This window comes from Streptomyces sp. NBC_00523, assembly GCF_036346615.1.
GTDB lineage: Bacteria > Actinomycetota > Actinomycetes > Streptomycetales > Streptomycetaceae > Streptomyces.
This window is the reverse complement of the sequence record NZ_CP107836.1, coordinates 2,766,185-2,787,881: the sequence shown is the minus strand read 5'-3', so window position 1 is coordinate 2,787,881 and position 21,697 is coordinate 2,766,185. Positions and strand designations below refer to the sequence as shown.

General features: G+C 72.2%; 16 protein-coding genes and 1 other RNA gene. 12 read left to right on the top strand and 5 right to left on the bottom strand.

Going from position 1 to position 21,697, the window contains the following annotated elements; all coding sequences use genetic code 11:
- Positions 1–196: 196 nt before the first annotated feature.
- From OHS17_RS12490 to OHS17_RS12475, 4 genes are all read right to left on the bottom strand, one after another.
- Positions 197–1,072, bottom strand: a complete 876-nt coding sequence (locus tag OHS17_RS12490; protein WP_330312221.1) for a carbohydrate ABC transporter permease — start codon at positions 1,070–1,072, stop codon at positions 197–199.
- Positions 1,069–2,355 carry a carbohydrate ABC transporter permease gene (locus OHS17_RS12485; RefSeq protein WP_330315236.1) on the bottom strand — a complete coding sequence of 429 codons (1,287 nt, stop codon included), beginning with the start codon at positions 2,353–2,355 and terminating at the stop codon, positions 1,069–1,071. The genes OHS17_RS12490 and OHS17_RS12485 overlap by 4 nt, the downstream gene beginning before the upstream one ends.
- A 133-nt stretch (positions 2,356–2,488) precedes the next feature.
- Complete coding sequence (locus tag OHS17_RS12480; protein WP_199780841.1) at positions 2,489–3,859, bottom strand: ABC transporter substrate-binding protein; 1,371 nt, start codon at positions 3,857–3,859, stop codon at positions 2,489–2,491.
- Positions 3,860–4,146: 287 nt separating this feature from the next.
- Positions 4,147–7,560, bottom strand: a complete 3,414-nt coding sequence (locus tag OHS17_RS12475) for an FHA domain-containing protein (RefSeq protein WP_330312220.1) — start codon at positions 7,558–7,560, stop codon at positions 4,147–4,149.
- Between the two features lie 387 nt (positions 7,561–7,947).
- On the opposite strand from OHS17_RS12475, the gene OHS17_RS12470 reads away from it, so the two are divergent.
- The 4 genes from OHS17_RS12470 (at position 7,948) to OHS17_RS12455 (ending at position 13,150) form a co-directional block, all read left to right on the top strand.
- The gene (locus OHS17_RS12470) at positions 7,948–9,609 is read left to right on the top strand and encodes a serine/threonine-protein kinase (protein WP_330312219.1); all 1,662 of its coding nucleotides are present in this window, start codon (positions 7,948–7,950) and stop codon (positions 9,607–9,609) included.
- Between the two features lie 177 nt (positions 9,610–9,786).
- Complete coding sequence (locus tag OHS17_RS12465) at positions 9,787–11,028, top strand: protein kinase domain-containing protein (RefSeq protein WP_330312218.1); 1,242 nt, start codon at positions 9,787–9,789, stop codon at positions 11,026–11,028.
- A gap of 273 nt (positions 11,029–11,301) precedes the next feature.
- Complete coding sequence (gene prfB / locus OHS17_RS12460) at positions 11,302–12,408, top strand: peptide chain release factor 2 (RefSeq protein ID WP_018100801.1); 1,107 nt, start codon at positions 11,302–11,304, stop codon at positions 12,406–12,408.
- Between the two features lie 127 nt (positions 12,409–12,535).
- Positions 12,536–13,150 carry a hypothetical protein gene (locus OHS17_RS12455; protein ID WP_330312217.1) on the top strand — a complete coding sequence of 205 codons (615 nt, stop codon included), beginning with the start codon at positions 12,536–12,538 and terminating at the stop codon, positions 13,148–13,150.
- Between the two features lie 6 nt (positions 13,151–13,156).
- Here the strand turns inward: OHS17_RS12455 and OHS17_RS12450 are convergent, their stop codons facing one another.
- Positions 13,157–13,354, bottom strand: coding sequence for a hypothetical protein (locus OHS17_RS12450; RefSeq protein ID WP_161211421.1), 198 nt, complete (start codon positions 13,352–13,354; stop codon positions 13,157–13,159).
- Between the two features lie 268 nt (positions 13,355–13,622).
- Here OHS17_RS12450 and ftsE point away from each other — a divergent pair, with 268 nt between their 5' ends.
- The 8 genes from ftsE (at position 13,623) to OHS17_RS12410 (ending at position 21,589) form a co-directional block, all read left to right on the top strand.
- Positions 13,623–14,312, top strand: coding sequence for a cell division ATP-binding protein FtsE (gene ftsE / locus OHS17_RS12445; RefSeq protein ID WP_018100798.1), 690 nt, complete (start codon positions 13,623–13,625; stop codon positions 14,310–14,312).
- 23 nt (positions 14,313–14,335) lie between these two features.
- Complete coding sequence (gene ftsX, locus OHS17_RS12440; protein WP_328900420.1) at positions 14,336–15,253, top strand: permease-like cell division protein FtsX; 918 nt, start codon at positions 14,336–14,338, stop codon at positions 15,251–15,253.
- Positions 15,254–15,321: 68 nt separating this feature from the next.
- Positions 15,322–16,509 (top strand): S41 family peptidase, encoded by a 1,188-nt coding sequence (locus tag OHS17_RS12435; RefSeq protein WP_330312216.1) that lies wholly within the window; start codon positions 15,322–15,324, stop codon positions 16,507–16,509.
- Between the two features lie 18 nt (positions 16,510–16,527).
- Positions 16,528–17,016, top strand: a complete 489-nt coding sequence (smpB, locus tag OHS17_RS12430; protein WP_330312215.1) for an SsrA-binding protein SmpB — start codon at positions 16,528–16,530, stop codon at positions 17,014–17,016.
- A gap of 123 nt (positions 17,017–17,139) precedes the next feature.
- Positions 17,140–17,527, top strand: a transfer-messenger RNA (tmRNA) gene (ssrA, locus tag OHS17_RS12425).
- Between the two features lie 211 nt (positions 17,528–17,738).
- Positions 17,739–18,134 (top strand): hypothetical protein, encoded by a 396-nt coding sequence (locus tag OHS17_RS12420; protein ID WP_330312214.1) that lies wholly within the window; start codon positions 17,739–17,741, stop codon positions 18,132–18,134.
- Positions 18,135–20,333, top strand: a complete 2,199-nt coding sequence (locus OHS17_RS12415; protein WP_330312213.1) for a glycosyltransferase — start codon at positions 18,135–18,137, stop codon at positions 20,331–20,333.
- Positions 20,330–21,589, top strand: coding sequence for an acyltransferase family protein (locus OHS17_RS12410; protein WP_330312212.1), 1,260 nt, complete (start codon positions 20,330–20,332; stop codon positions 21,587–21,589). Before OHS17_RS12415 ends, OHS17_RS12410 begins: the two co-directional genes overlap by 4 nt.
- Positions 21,590–21,697 lie beyond the last annotated feature (108 nt).

Genomic DNA, 21,697 nt, shown 5'->3' with positions numbered 1-21,697 from the left:
CGGGCCCGTGAGCGGTCGACCGCGCGGCTGATGAAGGCCCCACTTATCATACTACCCGGGACAGTAAGTGAACCTTGGGCAATACGGGGCGCGCGGGCCCATGACGGGCGCCCGCCAGGCCCGCGACCAGGGGCGTCACACGGCTGCGGGGCACCCCCGCCGGCCGGCCGGAGTGCCCCGCTCTGTGACGCAACCGCTACTTGACCGCCCCCGCCATCACGCCGGAGACGAACTGGCGCTGGAAGGCGAAGAACACCGCGAGCGGGATCACCATCGAGACGAAGGCGCCCGGCGCCAGCACGTCGATGTTGTTGCCGAACTGGCGCACCTGCTGCTGGAGCGCCACCGTGATCGGCGGGGACCCGGAGTCCGCGAAGATCAGCGCGACCAGCATGTCGTTCCAGACCCACAGGAACTGGAAGATCCCGAGCGAGGCGATCGCCGGACCGCCCAGCGGCATCACGACCCGGGTGAAGAGGCGTATCTCACCCGCCCCGTCCAGCCGCGCGGCCTCCAGGAGCTCCCGGGGGATCTCCGCGAAGAAGTTGCGCAGCAGGAAGATCGCGAACGGGAGCCCGAACGCGGTGTGGAAGAGCACCACACCGAGCGTCGTCTCGAAGATCCCGATCTCGCCGAACAGCTTCGACACCGGGATCAGCGCCACCTGTACGGGGACCACCAGCAGCCCCACGACCAGCAGGAACCACCAGTCGCGGCCGGGGAAGTCCATCCAGGCGAACGCGTATCCCGCGAGCGAGCCGATCACCACGACCAGCAGTGTGGACGGCACGGTGATCATGACCGTGGAGAGCAGGGAGTCCGTGATCGCCGAATTGTCGAGCAGCCGCGAGTAGTTGTCGACGGTCAGCTCGGAGGGGGCGGTGAAGACCTGCCACCAGCCGGTCGACGCGATCTTGTCCGGGCTGCGCAGCGAGGAGAGCAGCAGCCCGATCGTCGGCATCAGCCAGAACAGGGCCACCAGGACCAGGACGGCCCGCATCACGCCGCCGCCGGCCCGTGCCGCGATCCGTGCGCCCAGCGACCGGGTCGCCGTCGCCGAGGGTGTCGTCATCGGCGCCCCTCCTTCCGTATCCGCCTGATGTTGAAGAGCATCACCGGGATCACCAGCAGCAGCAGGAGTACGGCGATGGCGCTGCCGACCCCGAGATCCGCGTCCGTGCCGAACGAGGACCGGTACAGCTGGAGCGCCAGCACGTTGGCGTCGTCCTGGGACGAGCCCGGCGCGATGATGAACACCAGGTCGAACACCTTCAGCACGTTGATCATCAGCGTGACGAGCACCACCGCGAGGACCGGGGCGAGCATCGGCACCGTGATCCGGCGGAACACCTGCCACTCGTTGGCCCCGTCCACCCGGGCCGCTTCGAGGAGTTCACGCGGCAGACCGGCCAGGCCCGCCGCGATCAGCACCATCGCGAAGCCCGCCCACATCCACACGTAACTCCCGATGATCCCGGGCGTCACGAGCGTCGGGCCGAGCCAGTCCACTCCGTTGTACGGCTCCCGGAAGTTGGAGGCGGGGAGGCGCAGTTCGGCGCCGTCCGCCGCGGCGGGCAGCGTGAACGTGCCGTCCGCCGCGGCCTTGGCGGTCGCGACGACCTCGCCGCCCTTGACGGCCTCCACCTTCAGGCCCTTGAGCCCGAGCTCCTTGGCGTCGATGACGTTGGGCTTGCCGCCGCCGCCCTTGGTGAAGTCCAGCCACGCGGTGCCGGTGATCGCCCCGTCCCCGGCCGCTGCCGCTGCCTTGGCCGGTTGCGCGTCGCCGGGCATCTTCGCCGGGAGCACCCCGACGAGGGGCAGCAGGGCGGGCTGCCCGGCGTGCACGGTCGCCTTCGTCACGAAGGTCCCGCCGCCCGCAGCCTTGAGCGGGGCCACGGGCAGCGGATGCGCCTTCGGGAAGCCCGCGGACTCGGCGAACGTGTCGTGCACGCCCACCCACACCGCGTTGGCCACCCCGCGCTCCGGCGCCTGGTCGTACACCAGCCGGAAGATGATGCCCGCGGCCAGCATGGAGATCGCCATCGGCATGAAGACGATCAGCTTGAAGGCCGTGCCCCAGCGGATGCGCTCGGTCAGCACCGCGAAGATCAGCCCGAGCGCGGTGGAGACCGTCGGCGCGAAGACCACCCAGATCGCGTTGTTCTTGACCGCCGTACGGATGGTGTCGTCCGTGAACAGCGTCTTGTAGTTGTCGATGCCGGCGAAGCCCGTACCCGCCTGGTCGAAGAACGACCGGTAGACGGAGTACACGATCGGGTACACGACGAGCGCCCCGAGCAGCACCAGCGCGGGCAGCAGGAAGAGCGCCGCGATCACCCGGCGGGTGCCGGTCACGCTCCGGGGCGCGCGCCCCGGGGTCCCGGCCGGGGCGGCCTTCCTGGGGGCGGGCACTCTGGGCCCGCCGGACCGTTGCCTGTCGGCGGGGAGCGCCTCGTCGGCGCCCCCCGCTGCCGCTGTCGTCATGCCGTCAGCTCTTGTACGCCTTGGCCGCGTCGGACTCCAGTTTGGCTTGAGTCCCCGCGATGTCCTTCGGGTTCTTCAGGAAGTCCTGGAGGGTCTTCCACTCGCCCTTGCCGGGCGTCCCGCCGAACGACTGCGGCGCCTGGTCGGACATGTCGAACCGGACGGCCTCCCCGGCGGCGATCAGCGCCTTCGCCATCGTGCGCTGCACGTCGTTCGGGTACGCGGCCGGGTCCAGGGTCTTGTTCGGTGAGATGAACCCGCCCTGCTCGGCGGCGATCTTCGCGGCGTCCGCGGAGGCCAGCCAGGTCAGCAGCGCCTGGGCGCCCTTGCCGTCCTTCAGCGCGATGGCCGCGTCGCCACCGGTCACCACGGGCGACTCGGCGCCGACCGCGGGGAACGGGAAGACCTTGGCGTCCGTGCCGATCTTCGCCTTCGTCTGCGCGATGTTGACGCCGACGAAGTCGCCCTCGTAGACCATGGCGGCCTTGGGCTGGTCGCCGCCGGTGAAGGTCTGGGTGACCGACGCCGGGAACTCGGTCTGGAGCGCGCCGTCCGCGCCGCCCGCGATCAGGGACGGCTTGCCGAACAGCTGGGCCAGCGTGGTCAACGCGTCCTTGACGGACGGGTCGGTCCACTTGATCTTGTGCTGGGCGAGCTGGTCGTACTTCTCCGGGCCCGCCTGCGACAGATAGACGTTCTCGAACCAGTCGGTCAGCGTCCAGCCGTCCGCGCCGCCGACCGAGACCGGGGTGACACCCGAGGCGGACACCGTCTCGGCGGTCGCCAGGAAGTCCTTCCAGGTCTTCGGCTCGCTCGCGCCCGCGTTCTCGAACGCCTTGGTGTTGTACCAGACCAGCGACTTGTTGGCGGCCTTGAAATACACCCCGTACTGGGTGCCGTCCACCGCGCCGAGGTCCTGCCAGACCTGCGCGTAGTTCTTGCTCAGCTGGGCCTTCGCCTCGGCGCCGACCGGCTTCGCCCACTTCTTCGCCACGGCCTGCTGGATCGCCCCGACCTGCGGGATCATCGCGACGTCCGGCGGCTGCCCGCCCGCGATCTTCGTACCGAGGAAGTTGACGATCGGGTCCTGCGCCGGGACGAACGTCACCGTCGCGCCGGTCCGCTTCTCGAACTCCTTGAGGACCTTGACGAAGTTGGCCTGTTCCGGACCCGTCCAGACCGCGGCGACAGAGAGCTTCTCACCGTCCAGTTTCGGTAAGGCGACGGTCGGCGTGGAGCCCTTGCCCGTCGTGGAGCCGCCTTCGTCCGGCTTCTTGTCTCCGCCGTCACCGTCGCCGCCGCAGCCGGTGAGGGCCAGCGCGCCGATGGCGCTGAACACCACGGCCGCTCTGCGAATCCGTAGGGTTGTGCGCATTCCTGCCCCGTCTCTCTGTCCGCGTGCGCCCGCCGGGCGCCGGATCGGGTCGGGAAGCCAGCGCTGCCGGTCGTGCGTCACGTCGTCGTGTGCGCACAGTCCTATGCCCGGCGTCCCGCTGCCGCAATACCGTCCTCGGCCCCAAGTCGTTGATCGTGATGCCCTCGTGACGTGAGGTCAGTGCAGGTATCCGGCCATTGGGGGACGATCGGGCCGCCCTGTTCCGGCCCCGCGCGGGGTCGTTCGAGGGCGGCTCCGGCGTGACTCGGGCGCGGCTGGGACGGCCTTCAGGTGGACAGGGGCGCGAGGGGGAGTGCGTTCACCGAACGCGCCGCCCGTTCCAGGGCGCTGGCGAGCAGCGCCAGGTCCGTCGGCCCGTTGCCCAGCTCGCGGACCGGGCGGCGGGTGGGCGGGTCGCCCATCCGCTCCCACTCCAGCGGGACGACCGTCGGCCGCAGCGTCGCCGTCCGCGGGATGCGGCCGGTCACCCTGCCCCCCTGGAACGGCGTCACCCGCCCGTCCGGATGCCCCAGCCGCCCCCGGCCCGGCGCCGGTTCGTCCGGCGAGGGCGGGACCGCGGGCGGATCGAGCACGATGCGCAGCCGCGCGCCGCGGGCCAGCTCCGTGTCCTCCGTGCGGTCGGGGCGGGCCGAGGCCGCGACCAGGTGGATGCCCAGCCGGCCGCCGTCCCGGGCCACCGCCTCCAGCGCCCGCACCACCGAACCGGCCGCCGGGCGGCCCGGGCTCCCGAGCGCCGGGGCTATGAGCGCGTCGTAGTCGTCCACGAGCACCACGAGTCGGGGCAGCGGCGAGGGGCCCGGGTCCACGGGGCGGCCCGCCCCCGGGCGCAGGCGCAGGGTGCCGCTGAGGGGCGCCTCGATGTCGCCGCGCTGTTCGGGGATGGGCGCGGCCGTGTGCCCGTCCTCGTGGCGGCTGTGCCACTCGGCGAAGTCCAGCTCGCCGAGGAGCTCGGCCCGCCGCTTCACCTCGCCGCCCAGCGCCTGGGCGAACTCCCGCATCCGGACCGGGTCCGAGGCCACCAGGTGCGTGAACGCGTGCGGCAGTTCCGTGCACGGCCCCAGCGACTCGCCGCGCTCGCCCCCTGCCCCGTCGACCAGCACGATGCCCAGCCGGTCCGGCCGGGCGGCGGCCGCCAGCGATGCCGCGACGGCCCGCAGCAGCTCGGTCCGCCCGCTGCCGCCGGGGCCCTCGATGAGCAGGTGCGGCCCCTCGTCCGCGAGATCCACGCTCACCGGCCCGCGCGGCCCGGCCCCGAGCACGACGACGGGCCGCCCGGCATGTACGGCCGGCCGCGGGACGGTACGCGTGGCGGTCTGCGTCCCCGTTCCCCCGGTGTCGCCGCCCCGCGCGGCGACCTGGGGCCCGTCGGCCTGCCGGGGACCGCTGACCCGGGTGCGGCCGGAGCCGGTGGTGGCGCTGTCGGGATACGCCGTGCGGCCCGAGTCGCCCGTGGTCGTGCCCGGGTACGGGGTGCGGCCCGGGCCGGTCGTCGTGCTGTCGGGGTACAGGGTCCGGCCGGAGTCGCCGGTGCCGGTGCGGGGGTACGGGGTGCGGCCGGAGCCCGTGGTGGCGCTGTCGGGATACGGGGTGCGGCCGGAGTCGCCGGTGCGGGGGTACGCCGTGCGGCCCGAGTCGCCCGTGGTCGTGCCCGGGTAAGGGGTGCGCCCCGAGCCCGTCGTCGTCGCGGACGGGTACGCCGTGCGGCCCGAGTCCGGCGCTTCCGCCGCCGTGCGTTGCGCGCCCACCCGGGGCGCCGCGCGGTCGTCCGCCGTGGACGCCCAGCGGGCCATCAGGGAGGCCGGGGTGGCGCGGGCCAGGCCCAGCTCGTCCAGGAGGCGGGCGGACGGCGGGAGCGCCACCGGCACCTGGCGGCCCGGCAGCGCGGCCGAGCCCTCCGCGCGCAGCGGGGCAAGCGCCCGGGCGAACCGCTGGGCCCAGTGCGCCGACACCGCGTCCACGGAGGCCACCGTGCCGTGGCCGGCTGCCCGGCCGCCCGCCGTGCGCAGCAGCCGCAGGGCCGTCGCCACGTCACCGCTCAGCATCCCGACCGCCCCGCACTCGCGGAAGGCGATCGACGCGTGGCACGCGGCCTCGTACGTCGCGGCGACCGGCGAGGTGGGCGTCGCGGCCGGGGTCTCGGCCAGACAGATCAGATGGACGCCCGCCGCCGCGCCGGCCGCGGCCAGCCGGGCCGTGTGCTCGCGGAGGACCGCCGCGCCGGGGTCGCCGTCGAGGATCACCACCGTGAACGGGCCCTCGTGGGCACGGGCGGCCTCGGCGACCGTGGCCGCGTCCTGGCTCGCCCAGCCGGGGCCGAGGGGCCCGTCGTCCAGCCGGCGGACCAGCTCGGCGGTGCGGGCGAGCGCCTGGTCGCGGTCGTACGCGACGAGCAGCCGGCAGTCCTGGCCGTGCATCGGGCGCAGATGGGGCAGCCAGCCCAGCCAGGCCCACTCGCGCCGCCGCTCCTCCGTGGTCCGCGCCCGGTCCGTGCTGATCAGCACGATCTCCAGGTCGGCGGGGGAGTGCAGCGCGGCCAGCTGGGCCACGGCGGACCGGGCGAGCCCGGCCAGCCGCTCCCGGGGCCCGGCGAGCCCCAGCGACCCCGCCTCGCGCAGGCTCACGGTCACCGGCACGGCGGGCAGGTCGGCCCGGTCGGTGGTGCCCAGCCGGACCACCAGCGCCTCCGGGTGCGCGGGATCGCGCTCCCACAGCCGGGGGCCCGGGCCGAGCGCGGTCAGCAGGACGGCGGCCGGATCCGGCCAGGTGCCCTCGGGGGCGGTGGGCAGCGAGGTGAACGTCTCGGGGGCGGCCGGGACCGGCTCGGCGGGGGCGCTCGCGGGCACCGGTTCGGCCCGGGCGCCCTTGAGCCGTCGGGCCCAGGCCCCTATGCCGCCGCGCCGGGGCGCCTCCTGCTCCGGGAAGCGGCCCGGATGCCCGGCGGAGGACCCGGGCCTGGCCGCGGGCTCGTCGGGGGCGGGCCGGTCGTGGGCGGGCCGGGCGGCCTCGGGGGCCGGGGCGGCCGGCGGGGCCGGGACCCGGGCCACCCGGAGGTGGCCCTCGCCGTCCGGGGTCGTCGGCAGCGCCGGAGGGCGCGCGCCGGAGGCCAGCCGGAGCGTCGACTCGCCGAGCCGCAACAGCGCCCCCGGGGCCAGCCGGACCGGCCGGTCGTGGACCTCGGACCCGTCCAGCGAGGTGCCGTTGGTGGAGCCCAGGTCCGCCACCGCGACCCGGCCGTCCTCGGAGACCGTCACCTCGCAGTGCAGCCGGGACACGTCGGGGTCGTCCAGCGGGACATCGGCCTCGGCCGAGCGGCCGATGCGGACCGTGCCGCCGTGCAGCAGATGGACCCCGCCCGCGTCGGGACCGGCGACCACTTGCAGCTGGGCGGGGACCGCGTCGTCCGCGGTCTCGTCCTCGCCGGGCGCCTGGAGCGAGAGCACCGCGCCGTCGACCAGGGGCGGCTCCCCGAGGGCACAGCGCTGGGCGTCCAGCCGCTCCCGGCCCGCGAAGAGCACCACCGCACCGCTGCCGAGGGAGCCGTCGGGACCGGCGACGGCCATGGCCAGGCCCGAGGCGACGGAGGCCAGCGCCGTCCCCGCGGGGGCGGTGACCAGCACATCGCAGGCGCGCGCCGGGGTCTGGCCGCTGGGCGGCGCGAGGACGGTCAGCCGGATCTGCATCGCCGTCAGCGGTCCCTTCTGCGCGCGGTGCCGGCCGGGGAAACGCCCTGTGATTCCCCCCACCCGGCACGGACGCGTCGTCCGGTACAGGTTCGTCACGCACCGCGGGGCTCCCGACCCCGCAGTCGTGCTCCAGGCATCCTCGCACCTGCCACTGACAACACGCCCGGCGGTCATCAGTTAGTGATCTTGAAACGTCTGCTGTGGCCCCAAAAAGTGCGCCATGACCGGTTTCCCGGCACCCGTCCTGGCAACCATCGGCGCCGGACGGACGTCTTCCCCCGGTACCCGGACCCGGCCGCCCTTCCCCGTACAGCCTCTAGAGTGGGCCGGAAACTCCGGGGGTACCCGGGATCCATCCCCCACGACCAGCAGGGAGCGCATGACGTGCGGCCGGTAGGCAGCAAGTACCTGCTCGAGGAGCCGCTGGGACGCGGCGCCACGGGCACCGTCTGGCGCGCCAGCCAGCGCGAGGCGGCGGGCGCCGAGGCGGCCGTGGCCGGCCGGCCCGGCGAGACCGTGGCGATCAAGGTCCTCAAGGAGGAGCTGGCCAACGACGCGGACGTGGTGATGCGGTTCCTGCGGGAACGCTCCGTCCTGTTGCGGCTGACTCACCCCAACATCGTGCGCACCCGCGACCTCGTGGTCGAGGGCGACCTCCTCGCCCTCGTCATGGACCTGATCGACGGCCCCGATCTGCACCGCTACCTGCGCGACAACGGCCCGCTCACCCCGGTCGCCGCCGCGCTGCTCACCGCGCAGATCGCCGACGCGCTCGCCGCCAGCCACGCCGACGGCGTCGTGCACCGCGACCTCAAGCCCGCCAACGTGCTGCTCGCCGACCCCGACGGCGCGATGCGCCCGATGCTCACCGACTTCGGCATCGCGCGCCTCGCCGACTCGCCGGGCCTGACCCGGACCCACGAGTTCGTCGGCACCCCCGCCTACGTGGCGCCGGAGTCCGCCGAGGGCCGCCCGCAGACCTCCGCCGTCGACATCTACGGCGCCGGCATCCTGCTGTACGAGCTGGTCACCGGCCGCCCGCCGTTCGCCGGCGGCACCGCGCTCGAAGTCCTGCACCGGCACCTCAGCGAGGAGCCGCGCCGCCCCAGCACCGTGCCCGAGCCCCTGTGGACGGTCATAGAGCGCTGCCTGAGCAAGGACCCGGACCGCAGGCCGAGCGCGGAGAACCTGGCCCGTGGCCTGCGTACCGTCGCCGAGGGCATCGGGGTCCACGCGAGCGCCGCGCAGATCGCCGCCGCCGACGGGGTCGCCGCGCTGCTCGCGCCCGACCCGGCGCCCACCGCCGTACCCGAGATCCCCGGCGCGGCCGACCCGACGCAGGTCCTGCCGAGCAACGCCGGCTCGTACGACCCGAACGGGGTCACCAGCGTCCTGCCGCACAACGGCGTGCCCGGTGGCGGCTCCCAGGCCGACCCGACCGCCGTCATGCCGCCCGTGCCGCCGCGTCCCGACGGCGACCCGCGCCCCGAGGACCCGCACCCCTGGCAGTCCCAACTCCGGGCCGCGCGCGACCGCAACGAGCAGACCCAGGTCCAGTACCTCGACCCGAGCGAGGACCCGCTGCGCCGCCGCCCGCAGCGCCGCCAGCAGCAGCCCCCGCAGCAGCCGCGCGACCGGCAGCCCGGATACCAGCAGCCGCAGCAGCCCCAGCACCAGCAGTACGCGCAGCCCCAGCGGCAGCAGCAGTACCAGCCGCAACCGCAGCAGCAGTACCAGCCGCCGCAGCGCCAGCAGTACCAGCCGCAGCCGCAGCCGTACGCGCCGCCGCAGCAGCCCCAGCAGCCGCAGCGCGCGCCCCGCGAGCCGAGGCAGCGCAGCGCCAACCCGATGAAGATCCCCGGGCTCGGCTGCCTCAAGGGCTGCCTGTTCACGCTGGTGCTGCTCTTCGTGGCGAGCTGGCTGATCTGGGAACTGACCCCGCTCAAGGACTGGATCGGCCAGGGCCAGAGCTACTGGCACGCGATCACCGACGCCGTGACCACGGTGAAGGACTGGATCTCCGAGCTGGGCGGCAGCAGCGGCTGACCCCGCCCGGAGGCGTACAACTCTGTAGCTATATCGACTTCCGCGGACCAATTCCGAGGCAATTCGCCCGCAGAAGCGAAGGTTGGCGCCAACCACGGCACGCGGGCCCCCGATCGCCGCGTAACTTTGTCGACCGGGGGTTGTTGGGGTCCATCGCCAGCCGCTGAGGGAGCAGTCTTGGCACGGAAAATCGGCAGCCGGTACACCGCCCACCAGATACTGGGGCGCGGCAGCGCCGGCACGGTGTGGCTCGGGGACGGCCCCGAGGGCCCCGTGGCCATCAAACTGCTCCGCGAGGACCTGGCGTCCGACCAGGAGCTCGTCGGCCGGTTCGTCCAGGAGCGCACCGCGCTCCTCGGCCTGGACCATCCGCACGTCGTCGCGGTCCGCGACCTCGTCGTGGACGGCAACGACCTCGCCCTCGTCATGGACCTGGTCCGGGGCACCGATCTGCGCACCCGGCTCGACCGCGAACGCCGGCTGGCCCCCGAGGCCGCCGTCGCCGTCGTCGCGGACGTCGCCGACGGCCTCGCCGCCGCGCACGCCGCCGGGATCGTCCACCGCGACGTCAAGCCCGAGAACATCCTGCTGGACATGGAGGGGCCGCTCGGCCCCGGCAACGCCCACCCCGCGCTGCTCACCGACTTCGGCGTCGCCAAGCTCATCGACACCCCGCGCCGGACCCGGTCCACCAAGATCATCGGCACGCCGGACTACCTGGCCCCCGAGATCGTCGAGGGCCTGCCGCCGCGCGCGGCCGTGGACATCTACGCCCTGGCCACGGTGCTGTACGAGCTCCTCGCGGGCTTCACGCCCTTCGGCGGCGGTCACCCCGGCGCGGTCCTGCGCCGCCATGTCACCGAGACCGTGGTCCCGCTCCCCGGCATCCCCGACGAGCTCTGGCAGCTGCTCGTCCAGTGCCTGGCCAAGGCCCCCGCCTCCCGGCTGCGCGCCTCGGAGCTGGCCGCCCGGCTGCGCGAGCAGCTGCCGCACCTGGCCGGCATCCCGCCGCTCGACGTGGACGAGCCGGACGAGGAGCCGGAGGCCCCGCAGGGCTACGACGAGCAGCAGTACACCCCGTCCGGCGACGAGCCCCGCAGGCGCGGCGCGGTCCCGCTGGTGCCCGGCTCGACCCCGGACTCCAACCGAGACACCCACACGAGCATGCGCGTCCCGGCCCCCGACGAGCTGTCCGGCGGCCCCCGGGGCACCGCCCGCGCCCCGCGCGCCCCCGGCCGGCCCCGCCCCGGCTCGGCGCGCAACAAGTCGGCCGCCGTCCGCAAGCGCCGCCTGACCCTGGGGGCCGCGGCCCTCGTGCTGGTGGCCGGACTCGGCGCGGCCGGCTGGCTCGCCCTGAGCGGCGACGACGCGGACCCGGGCCCGCAGGACACCAGGAACTCGGCCCCGGCACAGCCCTAGGGGGTGTCTTGCCGATCATGGACGGGTCCGCGACGCCTGGCACGGCACCTCGCGGCGTTGCCGAAACGCCCCGATAGCTCCTGCCCCGAGCTCTCAACTCCGTTCGAGCAGGGGAGACCCCGGCCGAGACGCTCCGGCGCCTTGCGAGGCACCGCACCAGACGCCGCGGCCTGATCCGACCCTGATCGACAAGACACCCCCTAGGCCGGGTCCCGGAAGCGGTGATCCGGCAGCCCGAGGAACGTACGCGCCGACAGCCGTTACGCTGGACCCGTGGCAGTCGTCGATATTTCCGAAGAGCTGAAGTCCCTCTCCTCGACCATGGGGTCGATCGAGGCCGTCCTGGACCTGGATGCGCTGAGGGGAGACATCGCCGTGCTCGAGGAGCAGGCGGCCGCCCCGTCCCTGTGGGACGACCCCGAGGCGGCGCAGAAGATCACCAGCAAGCTTTCCCACCTCCAGGCCGAGGTCCGCAAGGCCGAGGGCCTGCGCAGCCGGATCGACGACCTCGAAGTCCTCTTCGAGCTCGCCGAGGCCGAGGGCGACGCCGACGCGCTCGCCGAGGCGGAGACCGAGCTGGAGTCCGTCCGCAAGGCGCTGGACGAGATGGAGGTCCGCACCCTCCTCTCCGGCGAGTACGACGCCCGGGAGGCGCTGGTCACCATCCGCGCCGAGGCCGGCGGCGTCGACGCGGCGGACTTCGCCGAGCGGCTCCAGCGGATGTACCTGCGCTGGGCCGAGCGGCACAACTACAAGACCGAGGTCTACGAGACGGCGTACGCGGAAGAGGCCGGCATCAAGTCGACCACCTTCGCCGTCGAGGTGCCGTACGCCTACGGCACGCTCTCCGTCGAGCAGGGCACCCACCGCCTGGTGCGCGTCTCGCCGTTCGACAACCAGGGCCGCCGCCAGACCTCCTTCGCGGGCGTCGAGGTGCTGCCCGTGGTCGAGCAGACGGACCACGTCGAGATCGACGAGTCCGACCTGCGCGTCGACGTGTACCGCTCCTCCGGCCCCGGCGGCCAGGGCGTCAACACCACGGACTCCGCGGTGCGTCTGACCCACCTGCCGACCGGCATCGTCGTCTCCTGCCAGAACGAGCGCTCGCAGATCCAGAACAAGGCGTCCGCGATGAACGTCCTCCAGGCGAAGCTGCTCGAACGCCGCCGCCAGGAGGAGCAGGCCAAGATGAACGCCCTCAAGGGCGACGGCGGCAACTCCTGGGGCAACCAGATGCGCTCCTACGTCCTGCACCCGTACCAGATGGTCAAGGACCTGCGTACGGAGTTCGAGATGGGCAACCCGGAAGCGGTCTTCAACGGCGAGATCGACGGCTTCATCGAGGCCGGCATCCGCTGGCGCAAGCAGAACGAGAAGTAGGCCGAGAAGCGCCGCAACTCCCCCTGGAACAAGGCGCATTGGCCCGGAACGGCCTTGACGTTCTCCGCGACCCCCGGCGAGGGTGCTGGAGCAGGCCGACGAGAACGGCTCCAGGGGGTAGCGGTACATGACGAAGAAGACGCGCATCCGTGTCGCGCGGACGGCGGCGGGCGCGGTGATCGCCGCGGGCGCCTCACTGACCGCCGCGGGCGCGGCGCAGGCCGTCGGCAGCGGCGTCGCGGGGGTGGAGACCGGCGCACGGCCCACCGCCGAGCCGGGGCCGGGGGACGAGGACCCGGGCGACGACGGAGACCCGTGCAGCCCGCTCGACCCGCGCTGCGGTCCCTCGGACCCGCCGGCCACCCCGTCGCACCCGTCGGTCCCGCCGACCGGCCCGGCGAAGCCGAGCGACCCGCCCTCGACGCCGGAGGACCCGCCCTCGACGCCCGCGCAGCCCTCGGCCACCCCCACGAAGGGCCCGACGCGGTCGGCGGACCCGGGCAAGGGGCCGAGCGATACGGGTAGCGGCGTGGGGCAGATCGGGGTCTCGGGCGGCGGTGGCAACACCGACACCGACTCGGCCGGGAATCAGCCCGTGGAACAGAGCAAGGGCAAGGACGAACTCGCCGAGACCGGCGCGGGCGGGACCGGATTCCTGCTGGTCGGCGCCGCGACGATGATCGCCGGCGGCATCGGCTTCCGTGTTCTGGCAGGCCCCGTGCGGGGCCGTACGGCCGCCTAGGAGGCGCTACACGGTCTGGTGGGCCAGGAGAGCCAGGGCGGTCAGGAGCACCACGAGGAGCGCGGCCAGCGCCACCGGGCTGATCCCGGCGAAGGGCCCCTGCCCCTGCTCCCGCATCCGCTCGCGGCTCGCCCGGCACACGGGGCAGCGACCCTCGGTGACGGGCGCCGCGCAGTTCGCGCACACCAGTCGGTCGTAGGTCATGCGCTTTCCTCCTCCCGCGCGGCGGAGCCGCACAAGCCATCTCTCCGCACAACGCTCACGGAAACGCAACCGTTCCCCTACCACTGTGCCAGCTCGCGGCCGGATCGGCCCGCCCCGCCGTCACACCCCGGGTCCCTTCCCCGCCGCGCCGCCCCGGAATCGGGGCCGTTTCACCGTAAATCACCCATCCCGGTACGCGTGCCTGCACGGCTCAGCCCGGTTCGCGTATGGTCACGCTCACCTACTCCCGGCCGACCGTGGTGCACCCGTGATCCGATTCGACAACGTCTCCAAGACCTACCCGAAGCAGAGCCGTCCCGCTCTCCGGGATGTGTCGCTCGACATCGAGAAGGGCGAGTTCGTCTTCCTGGTCGGCTCGTCCGGCTCCGGCAAGTCCACCTTCATGCGGCTCATCCTGCGCGAGGAGCGCGCCAGCACGGGCGCCGTGCACGTCCTGGGCAAGGACCTCGCGCGCATGTCCAACTGGAAGGTGCCGCACATGCGCCGCCAGCTGGGCACCGTCTTCCAGGACTTCCGCCTGCTGCCCAACAAGACCGTCGCGCAGAACGTGGCGTTCGCCCAGGAAGTGATCGGCAAGCCGCGCGGTGAGATCCGCAAGGCCGTGCCGCAGGTCCTCGACCTCGTCGGACTCGGCGGCAAGGAGGACCGGATGCCCGGCGAACTGTCGGGTGGTGAGCAGCAGCGCGTGGCGATCGCCCGGGCCTTCGTCAACCGGCCCATGATGCTGATCGCCGACGAGCCGACCGGCAACCTCGACCCGCAGACCTCCGTCGGCATCATGAAGCTGCTGGACCGGATCAACCGGACCGGCACCACCGTGATCATGGCGACTCACGACCAGAACATCGTCGACCAGATGCGCAAGCGCGTCATCGAGCTGGACAAGGGCCGTCTCGTACGCGACCAGGCGCGCGGCGTCTACGGCTACCAGCACTGAGCACCCAGCACTGAAAGGACGCCATGCGCGCCCAGTTCGTCCTGTCGGAGATCGGCGTCGGCCTCCGTCGCAACCTCACGATGACCTTCGCCGTCGTCGTCTCCGTCGCCCTCTCGCTCGCCCTGTTCGGCGGCGCGCTGCTCATGCGCGAGCAGGTCAGCACGATGAAGGACTACTGGTACGACAAGGTCAACGTCTCCATCTACCTCTGCGGCAAGGGCGACGCGGAGACGGTGGTCCAGTGCGCCAAGGGTGCGGTCACCAAGCAGCAGAAGGACCAGATCGAGAGCGATCTGAACAAGATGGACGTCGTGGAGAAGGTGATCTACGAGTCCTCCGACGAGGCGTACAAGCACTACCAGGAGGAGTTCGGCGACTCCCCGATGGCCGGGAACATCACGCCGGACCAGATGCCGGAGTCCTTCCGGGTCAAGCTCCACGACCCCACCAAGTACAAGGTCGTCGCGACCGCCTTCGCCGGGCGGGACGGGGTCCAGTCGGTCCAGGACCAGAGAAGCATCCTGGACAACCTCTTCGGACTGATGAACGGCATGAACGTCGCCGCGCTGTTCGTGATGGCGCTGATGCTGGTCATCGCGCTGATGCTGATCGTCAACACCGTGCGCGTCTCCGCGTTCAGCCGCCGCCGGGAGACCGGGATCATGCGGCTCGTCGGCGCCTCCGGCTTCTACATCCAGGCGCCGTTCATCATGGAGGCCGCCTTCGCCGGTCTGATCGGCGGTGTGCTGGCCTGCGTCATGCTGCTGGCCGGGCGCTACTTCCTGATCGACGGCGGTCTCGCGCTCAAGGACAAGCTGAACCTGATCGACTTCATCGGCTGGGACGCGGTCCTCACGAAGCTGCCGCTGGTGCTGGCGATCGGTCTGCTGATGCCCGCCATTGCCGCTCTCTTCGCGCTGCGCAAGTACCTGAAGGTGTGATGTGTGCCCCGTGAGGTGCGCGCCCAACGTCCCCTGCGCCTCCGGGGCGTTGTCCTAGAATCGGCGCCATGTCGGACCCCGGATGTCGCATCGGGCCCCGCGGTCTGCGCCGCGGGGCGGCCCTGACGCTGGTCTTCGCCGGCGTCCTCGCCACCGGGGCCGCGACCGGCGCGCTGCCCCGCGGCGAGGCGCAGGAACCCCCGGTGCACCCCCGGTCCGTCGCCGCCACCGCCGACCGCGACGAGGTGGCCGAGGCCGCCGCCGACGCGGTCGCCGACGGCAAGTCCGGTACGGAGGCGGCCGAGGAGGTCGTCAGCCGCAGCGGCGACCGCTGGGGCGCGGTCTACGACGAGCGCGAGTACCAGGAGTTCGAGGAGTCCCTCGGCGGCACGTACACCGGGGTCGGCCTCGCCGCCCGGCGCTCCGCCGACGGCCAGGTCGCCGTCGCCCGCGTCCAGCCCGGCAGCCCCGCCGACCGCGCGGGCATCCGCTCCGGCGACCTGCTCCGCACCATCGACGGCCGCCGCGTCGACCGGCTGCCCGTCTCCGACGTGGTGGCCCTGTTGCGCGGCGACCGCACCGGGGCGAAGGCCGGGAGCACGGTCAGCCTCGGCGTCCGCCGGGGGTCCGCCACCCGGACCGAGACGCTGAGCCGGGCCCGGCTGACGGTCGAATCGGTGACCGTGCGCCGGGTCGGGGCGCAGCGCTCGGGTCCGTCCGGGGCGGTGCGCATCGCGGTCGCCTCGTTCACCAAGGGCTCCGGGGCGGCCGTGCGCGACGCGGTCCGGGACGCGCCCGCGGGTGCCGGGGTGCTGCTGGACCTGCGGGGCAACCCGGGCGGACTGGTCACCGAGGCGGTCACCGCGGCCTCCGCCTTCCTGGACGGCGGCCTGGTCGCCACGTACGACGTGCACGGCGAGCAGCACGCCCTGTACGCGAAGCCGGGCGGCGACACCGGGCGCCCCGTCGTCGTGCTGGTCGACGGGGGGACGATGAGCGCGGCCGAGCTGGTGACGGGGGCGCTGCAGGACCGGGGCCGGGCGGTCACGGTCGGCTCGCGGACCTTCGGCAAGGGCTCGGTGCAGATGCCGAGCAAGCTCGCGGGCGGCTCGGTGGCCGAGCTGACCGTGGGCCACTACCGGACACCGGCGGGCCACGGGGTCGACGGCAAGGGCATCACACCGGACCTCGCGGTGAGCGCGCGGGCCCAGGAACGGGCCGAGACGGTATTGAGTGGCCTCGGGGGTGGGTCGTAGTGCGAAAATGGCCGCACTATGGCTAAGGAAAAGGACACCGGGCGCAAGCTCATCGCGCAGAACAAGAAGGCGCGCCACGACTACACCATCCTCGACACCTACGAGTGCGGGCTCGTGCTCATGGGGACCGAGGTCAAATCGCTGCGCATGGGCCGGGCGTCCCTGGTCGACGGCTTCGTCCAGATCGACGGCGGCGAGGCGTGGCTGCACAACATCCACGTCCCGGAGTACGTCCAGGGCACCTGGACCAACCACTCAGCCAAGCGCAAGCGCAAGCTGCTGATGCACCGGGCCGAGATCGACAAGCTGGAGGCGAAGTCGCAGGAGACCGGCCACACCATCGTGCCGCTCTCGCTGTACTTCCTGAACGGCCGGGTCAAGGCCGAGATCGCGCTCGCGAAGGGCAAGAAGGAGTACGACAAGCGGCAGACGCTGCGCGAGAAGCAGGACAACAGGGAGACGAACCGCGCCATCGCGGCGGCCCGCCGCCGTCAGCGGAGCGCCTGATCCGGAGCCGGCGCCCCGCCGCCGGCCCGTCCGCCAGGAATACGCTGGCATCGTCGTGCGTTGGTCACGTACGATGGCAACGCACCCCACGGAGGGTGTGGCACCACCTTGAAAAATCAACATGGGGATGATCGGTTTCGACAGCGGATGTCGAAGCAGGGGAAGCGAGTCGAGGAAGCGGCAATGATCTCGTAAACCATATGTCGCAACCAATAATCGCCAATTCCAAGCGCGATTCCTCCGCCTTCGCCCTCGCTGCCTAATTAGCAGCTAAGCGAAGACTCTGCGGAGTGTCAGCCCGGGGGTGATCCCGACCCGGATCCTGGCATCATCAAGGGATCTAAACTTCTGAGTCCGGTCACGGGTCTCAGAAGGAAATCAAACAGTGACTGGGCCTGTCGGAGGCTTGTCCGCGTGACCTCCGAGGCCGAGAAAAGCGTAGCGGACTGCACTCGGAGAAGCCCTGGTTCCGCACCGTTGGACGCGGGTTCGATTCCCGCCATCTCCACAAATTCCCATGTGGGCGAGGACCCCGCTGCCACCCGGCAGCGGGGTCCTCGTCGTTTCTGCGTCCGGGTGTGCCGGGAGGCCGGGCGTGCGCTACATTCATGGACCGGGTGCACTGTGGTAGGGGGCGCGTGGACAGGGTGGGGGCCCGTCCGGCGGCACACAACCGGTCAGTTGCGCGCACCCGATCCTGAGTGGGGGAAGTGCGTACACCAGTGGAAACTTGGCGTGAAGGTGCCCATGCGGGGCACACACACGAGCCGAACGAAGTCACCATCCAGCTGGACGGAATCGGACGGCAGCTCTCCGAGCTGCTACCGGAACCATCCGCTCCGGACGACTCCGACGGCCCCGTCTTCGTGGACGAGAGCGGCCGGCGCGGCAAGACGCTGCGCCGCCTCGGCTGGGTCCTGGCCGCGGTCTTCGTCTGTTACGCGACGACCCTGGTCGTCGCCGTGCTCGGGGGCAATTCCAGCGCCCCCGGACTCCCGCTGACCGGTCAGGAACAGCAGGTCACGGACACCACCGGGAACGAATCGACGGCCCCGGAAGCCGGACTTCCCACCGGCGGGTCCCCGGACCCCGCGCAAGGACAAGAAGGCGCCAACTAGATGACCACCCCTGCCCCCCGGGGCAGGCGCAACTCCCACAGGAAGAAGCAGACCCGCCGGCGCAGACTTCCCATGCGCTACATGCTGCCGCTCCTGTTTCTCGTTGCCCTGCTCGCCATGCTGATGCTGCGTGGCTACGTGCACAGCGAAATCCTGGCCGACCACCGCATCCGGCCCCCCGTCGCGACCGACCGGGTGCCGGATCAGGTGCTGGAGGGCGGGCCGGTCATCGACGCGCGGTCCACCACCGAGCCCGCGAAGACCCTGCGCATCCCGGACCACCGGATCGTGCTGACCTTCGACGACGGCCCGGACCCGGAGTGGACGCCGAAGGTGCTGGACGAGCTGAAGAAGTACGACGCCCACGGCGTCTTCTTCGTCACCGGCACCATGGCCTCGCGCTACCCGGACCTGGTCGAGCGCATGGTCAGGGAGGGGCACGAGGTCGGGCTGCACACCTTCAACCACCCCGATCTCTCCTACCAGTCCACCAGCCGCATCGACTGGGAGCTGTCCCAGAACCAGCTGGTGCTGGCCGGTGCGGCGGGCATCCGCACCTCCCTCTTCCGGCCGCCCTACTCCTCGTTCGCCGACGCCATGGACAACAAGTCCTGGCCGGTCACGCAGTACATCGGCAGCCGCGGCTACCTCACCGTCGTCAACAACACGGACAGCGAGGACTGGAAGCGGCCGGGCGTCAGGGCGATCATCAAGCGGGCCACGCCCAAGCACGGCAAGGGTGCGATCGTCCTCATGCACGACTCCGGGGGGAACCGGTCCCAGACCGTCACCGCCCTGGGGAAGTTCCTGCCGAAGATGCAGAAGCAGGGATACACGTTCGACAACCTCACCGACGCGCTCGGCGCCCCCAGCGCGCACTCCCCGGTCACCGGTTTCGACCTGTGGAAGGGCAAGGCGTTCGTCTGGGCCGTGGGCGTCTCGGAGCACATCACCGATGTGATGGTGGCCGGGCTCGCGGTGATCGGGGTGCTGGTCTTCGCCCGCTTCGGGCTGATGCTCGTGCTGTCCTTCGTCCACGCCCGCCGGGTCCGCGGACGCGGCTTCAGCTGGGGCGAACCCGTCACCCGCACGGTGACCGTCCTGGTGCCCGCGTACAACGAGAAGAAGTGCATCGCGAACACGGTGCGCTCGCTCCTGGCAAGTGACTATCCGGTCGAAGTCATCGTGATCGACGACGGCTCCACGGACGGCACCGCGGACATCGTCCAGCGGATGCGGCTGCCCAACGTCCGGGTGGTCCGCCAGCGCAACGCGGGCAAGCCCGCCGCCCTGAACAACGGCATCGCGCACGCCCGCAACGACATCATCGTGATGATGGACGGCGACACGGTCTTCGAGCCGACCACCGTCCGCGAGCTGGTGCAGCCCTTCGGCGACCCGCGCGTAGGGGCCGTCGCCGGCAACGCCAAGGTCGGCAACCGCGACTCGCTGATCGGCGCCTGGCAGCACATCGAGTACGTGATGGGCTTCAACCTCGACCGCCGCATGTACGACGTGCTGCGCTGCATGCCCACCATCCCCGGCGCGGTCGGTGCCTTCCGGCGCCAGGCGCTGGAGCGGGTCGGCGGCATCAGCGAGGACACCCTCGCCGAGGACACCGACGTCACGATGGCCCTCCACCGGGACGGCTGGCGCGTCGTCTACGCGGAGAACGCCCGCGCCTGGACCGAGGCGCCGGAGACCGTGCAGCAGCTCTGGTCGCAGCGCTACCGCTGGTCGTACGGCACCATGCAGGCGATCTGGAAGCACCGCAAGGCGGTCATCGAACGCGGGCCCTCGGGCCGGTTCGGCCGCGTCGGACTGCCGTTCGTCTCGCTGTTCATGGTCGTCGCCCCGCTGCTCGCCCCGCTCATCGACGTCTTCCTGCTGTACGGGCTGGTGTTCGGGCCCACCGAGAAGACCGTCGGCGCGTGGCTCGGCGTCCTCGCGGTGCAGCTGGTGTGTGCCGCGTACGCCTTCCGGCTCGACCGGGAGCGCATGACCCATCTGCTCTCGCTGCCCCTCCAGCAGGTCCTGTACCGGCAGCTCATGTACGTGGTGCTGCTCCAGTCCTGGATCACCGCTCTCACCGGCGGCCGGCTGCGCTGGCAGAAGCTGCGCCGCACCGGGGTCGTGGAGGCGCCCGGCGCCATGCCGACCCAGCGCCCGCGCACCCAGGACCGGAGGCCCGTCGCATGACGTATCCGAGCGGACCTTCCGCGTCCCCGCACCCGCCGCAGGACAACGAACAGACCATGGCGCTGCGCGTGGTGCTGCCCTCGCCCGCCGCCGGGCCCGCCCCGGCCGAGGCACCGGCCCCCGCCCTCGCCCCCGCCAAGGCCGGCAGGGACCGCTATCTCGACCTGCTGCGCGCCATCGCGCTCGTCCGGGTCGTCGTCTTCCACCTCTTCGGCTGGGCCTGGCTGACCGTCGTCTTCCCGTCCATGGGCGTCATGTTCGCCCTGGCCGGATCGCTGATGGCCCGCTCGCTGGCCCGGCCCGCGTGGAGCGTGATCCGGAGCCGCGTCCGCAGGCTGCTGCCGCCGATGTGGGCGTTCTGCGCCGTCGTCGTCCCCGTGGTCTTCCTGCTCGGCTGGAAGCCGGTCCGCGAGGAGGGCATCTGGTGGTTCCTCAAGCTGGGCTGCTACATCCTGCCGGTCGGCACCCCGCCCTTCCCCTGGGAGAACGGCTCCGAGGGCGGCTGGCTGGAAACCTCCTGGGCCGAACAGGGCATCGGGCCGCTCTGGTACATCCGCGCCTACCTGTGGTTCGTCCTGGCCTCCCCGCTGCTGCTCAAGGCGTTCCGGAAGCTGCCCTGGGTCACCCTGCTCGCCCCGATCGGGCTCACCGCCGTCATCGGCACCGGACTGGTCACCGTGCCGGGCGCGGCCGGTGAGGGCCTGGTGGACTTCGCGGTGTTCGGCTCCTGCTGGATCCTCGGCTTCGCGCACCACGACGGGCTGCTGAAGGCCGTCCCGCGCTACCTCGCCGTGTCGCTGGCCGCGATGCTGATGGCCTTCGCGCTGTGGTGGGGCGCCCACCACCTCACCGAGGAGGGCTGGAACCTGGACGAGATCCCGCTCGCCCAGGCCACCTGGTCGCTCGGGTTCTGCATGATCCTGCTCCAGTACGCCCCCTCCTGGCGGGAGCTGCCGGGGCGGCTTGCCGGATGGGACAGCCTGGTCACCCTCGCCAACAACCGGGCGGTGACCATCTATCTGTGGCACAACATGCTGCTGATGGCCACCTTCCCGATCATCGACCTGCTCTGGGACGTGCCCTGGGTCGGCGACCACCTCGGCACGTACATCGACCGCGCGAACAACGCGTTGGCGCTGATCATCGTCTGGCCGCTGATCGGGCTGGCGATCCTCGCCGTCGGCTGGGTCGAGGACCTGGCGGCCAGGCGCCGCCCGAGGCTCTGGCCCAACGGCGCCGCCCGCGCCCGTACGTAACCGCGCTCTCACCGGGCCGGCACCGGCCCGGTGAGAGCAAGGTTGCCCACAGGTCACCTCGCGGCACGGCACCGAAACGCGCGCTTCCTAGGTTCGGGACGACACCCC

Coding starts and splice junctions, on each gene's coding strand:
- OHS17_RS12490 (WP_330312221.1), bottom strand. CDS start 1,072: ATGACGACACCCTCGGCGACGGCGACCCGGTCGCTGGGCGCACGGATC.
- OHS17_RS12480 (WP_199780841.1), bottom strand. CDS start 3,859: ATGCGCACAACCCTACGGATTCGCAGAGCGGCCGTGGTGTTCAGCGCC.
- OHS17_RS12475 (WP_330312220.1), bottom strand. CDS start 7,560: ATGCAGATCCGGCTGACCGTCCTCGCGCCGCCCAGCGGCCAGACCCCG.
- OHS17_RS12455 (WP_330312217.1), top strand. CDS start 12,536: ATGACGAAGAAGACGCGCATCCGTGTCGCGCGGACGGCGGCGGGCGCG.
- OHS17_RS12450 (WP_161211421.1), bottom strand. CDS start 13,354: ATGACCTACGACCGACTGGTGTGCGCGAACTGCGCGGCGCCCGTCACC.
- ftsX (WP_328900420.1), top strand. CDS start 14,336: ATGCGCGCCCAGTTCGTCCTGTCGGAGATCGGCGTCGGCCTCCGTCGC.
- OHS17_RS12435 (WP_330312216.1), top strand. CDS start 15,322: ATGTCGGACCCCGGATGTCGCATCGGGCCCCGCGGTCTGCGCCGCGGG.
- smpB (WP_330312215.1), top strand. CDS start 16,528: ATGGCTAAGGAAAAGGACACCGGGCGCAAGCTCATCGCGCAGAACAAG.
- OHS17_RS12415 (WP_330312213.1), top strand. CDS start 18,135: ATGACCACCCCTGCCCCCCGGGGCAGGCGCAACTCCCACAGGAAGAAG.
- OHS17_RS12410 (WP_330312212.1), top strand. CDS start 20,330: ATGACGTATCCGAGCGGACCTTCCGCGTCCCCGCACCCGCCGCAGGAC.